Source organism: Flavobacterium cyanobacteriorum, from assembly GCF_002251835.1.
GTDB lineage: Bacteria > Bacteroidota > Bacteroidia > Flavobacteriales > Flavobacteriaceae > Flavobacterium > Flavobacterium cyanobacteriorum.
Window position 1 is genome coordinate 1 of record NZ_NOXV01000066.1, and the last position, 2,267, is coordinate 2,267.

4 protein-coding genes are annotated in these 2,267 nt (G+C 41.0%); 1 reads left to right on the top strand and 3 read right to left on the bottom strand.

The genetic code is table 11. The features are described 5' to 3' along the window. The first annotated feature begins 94 nt into the window (after positions 1-94). On the top strand, positions 95-1,075 hold the full coding sequence (locus tag CHU92_RS00625; RefSeq protein ID WP_094411570.1) for an SPFH domain-containing protein: 981 nt from the start codon (positions 95-97) through the stop codon (positions 1,073-1,075). Positions 1,076-1,208: 133 nt separating this feature from the next. Here CHU92_RS00625 and CHU92_RS00630 read toward each other — a convergent pair whose 3' ends face one another. The 3 genes from CHU92_RS00630 to CHU92_RS00640 are packed head-to-tail and all read right to left on the bottom strand — an operon-like array spanning position 1,209 to position 2,194. Continuing rightward, positions 1,209-1,439 carry a DUF6327 family protein gene (locus CHU92_RS00630; RefSeq protein WP_094411572.1) on the bottom strand — a complete coding sequence of 77 codons (231 nt, stop codon included), beginning with the start codon at positions 1,437-1,439 and terminating at the stop codon, positions 1,209-1,211. After that, positions 1,436-1,795, bottom strand: coding sequence for a phage holin family protein (locus tag CHU92_RS00635; RefSeq protein ID WP_094411574.1), 360 nt, complete (start codon positions 1,793-1,795; stop codon positions 1,436-1,438). The genes CHU92_RS00630 and CHU92_RS00635 overlap by 4 nt, the downstream gene beginning before the upstream one ends. A 12-nt stretch (positions 1,796-1,807) precedes the next feature. Further along, on the bottom strand, positions 1,808-2,194 hold the full coding sequence (locus CHU92_RS00640) for a YtxH domain-containing protein (protein WP_094411576.1): 387 nt from the start codon (positions 2,192-2,194) through the stop codon (positions 1,808-1,810). Positions 2,195-2,267: the final 73 nt, after the last annotated feature.

The following is a 2,267-nucleotide window of genomic DNA, read 5'->3' on the forward strand; positions in this document are numbered from 1 at the left end:
TAAAAAACCGTCTCAAAATTTAAGTATTGAGACGGCTTCTTTTTTATCAGCTGAAATTGTCATACCTTAACATAAAATTCTAAATCAGTCAAAAATGGAAAATATTTCTGTGTATGTTTTGGGTGTTATCGCCCTATTAATTTTTCTATCATCGTTCTTTACTGTTAAGCAGCAAACTGCTGTAATCATTGAACGTTTTGGTAAATTTCATAGTATAAGGCAGGCGGGGCTTCACTTAAAAATACCACTGATAGACCGCATTGCCGGGAGGGTAAACCTGCGCATACAGCAGCTGGACGTTATCATTGAAACCAAGACCAAAGAGAACGTTTTTGTGAAAATGAAGGTATCCGTGCAGTTCAAAGTAATACAGGACAAGGTATTTGATGCTTTTTATAAACTGGAATACCCGCATGACCAGATAACATCCTATGTGTTTGATGTAGTGCGCGCCGAAGTGCCTAAACTGAAGCTTGATGATGTATTTGAACGAAAGGATGATATTGCCATTGCGGTAAAAAGGGAACTTAATGATGCCATGGCCACTTATGGTTATGACATTATCAATACGCTTATTACCGATATTGACCCTGACCCGCAGGTAAAACATGCCATGAACCGTATTAATGCTGCTGATCGTGAAAAATCAGCCGCCGAGTATGAAGCCGAGGCGCAACGCATACGCATAGTGGCCAAAGCCAAGGCCGAAGCTGAGAGTAAAAGGCTGCAGGGACAGGGTATAGCCGACCAGAGGCGGGAAATTGCACGCGGGCTTGTTGAAAGCGTAGATGTGCTCAATAAAGTAGGTATTAACAGCCAGGAAGCCTCGGCGCTCATTGTGGTAACCCAGCATTATGATACGCTGCAGTCAATAGGCAGCGATACCAACTCGAACCTTATCCTCCTGCCCAATTCGCCCCAGGCAGGCAGCGATATGCTGAACAATATGGTGGCATCATTCACGGCTTCTAACCAGGTAGGTGAGGCCATTAAGCGTGGCAACGAAAAACAGCCCAGGAGGAATGAAAGAAAACCCGAAACAGGAAATGAAGAAAAACCTGAAGCTACAGAATAAATAAAACGGCTGTCTCAAATTGTCATTCTGAACGTAATGCAATAAAGTGAAGAATCTGGGTTAATTAAAGATTCTTCCTTCACCAGAATGACAAAAGTGCCTGTTAAAGCACTTTTGAGACAGCCGTTTTTCTTTAAAATATTTTCCTGAATAAATAGGTTAACGCTGCACTTTTTATAGGCCCGGAGAGCATCTTGAGTATGTTTATGGCTTTTTTAGGTGTGTCGCCTATTATGTTCCTAAACTCAAGGCTTTCCTTTGTTTCGTCAAGCTCCCTTAAAAACTTCTGGTAAGCAAGCTCCTTTTCTACTTTCAGTATTTCAAGTTCTTTATCAACTTCCTGGTAAGAGCGGTATATTTTCATTGCTCATCATGTTTAAAAAATTTACGCGAAAGCTTTTCAAGAATGCGCTTTTCAAGGTATTTGCCAATTGTATAGTACATTATTACGGTAACTACAATATAGAGCCCTCCCACAATAAGAAAACCTGACGCAAGGTCATTAATAGCGTTGCCTATAGCAATAGCCAGGGCAATAGAAAAGAATATAAGGACAAAAACAACCATTATGCCTAAAAATAAGGCAGTAAAAGCTTTGCTGGCCGCACGGTTTATTTTCCTGAAAATATATAGCTTATAATACCTGATGTTAGCATCAAGAAGCTCTTTGGCCTGCCTGCGCAGGTCCTCAACATTCTCTTTTACTTCTTCAAATGCCATATAATGCGCTTATTATAAGTTGCCGGTATCTGCGTTGCCATTTCCTGCACCGGCTGCACCGGCTGAGGCAGTTTTAGCCCCACCTGCGCCACGGTTGCTTTTCAGCTCTTCAAGCTTGCGCTCAAGGGCATCAATTATTTCATCTTTTTTATTTTCTACGTTGGTTACAAGATTATCAAGCGTAGATTCAAGATCCTGCTTTGCGCCGCCAAATTTACCTTTAAGGCTTTCGGTGATCTCGTTTAGTTTGTCCTTAAGCTCGTCTTTTTTTGTGCCGTAACCTTCCTTAATCTTTCTCCTTGTATTGGTTCCCTGATCCGGGGCAAATAATATCCCCAATGCTGCACCAATTGCCGCACCCGCAAGCACAGCTACTATTGTTCCTGTTTTACCAGCCATAATTTCTTAAATTTTTTAAATGAATTAATAATTAACGTGAGTTCGATATAAAAAAGTTGTCTGTTTTGAATGA

Bases quoted from the DNA above. Each gene is read 5' to 3' on its own strand.
- CHU92_RS00635 (WP_094411574.1), bottom strand. From the start codon at position 1,795: ATGGCATTTGAAGAAGTAAAAGAGAATGTTGAGGACCTGCGCAGGCAG.
- CHU92_RS00625 (WP_094411570.1), top strand. From the start codon at position 95: ATGGAAAATATTTCTGTGTATGTTTTGGGTGTTATCGCCCTATTAATT.
- CHU92_RS00630 (WP_094411572.1), bottom strand. From the start codon at position 1,439: ATGAAAATATACCGCTCTTACCAGGAAGTTGATAAAGAACTTGAAATA.
- CHU92_RS00640 (WP_094411576.1), bottom strand. From the start codon at position 2,194: ATGGCTGGTAAAACAGGAACAATAGTAGCTGTGCTTGCGGGTGCGGCA.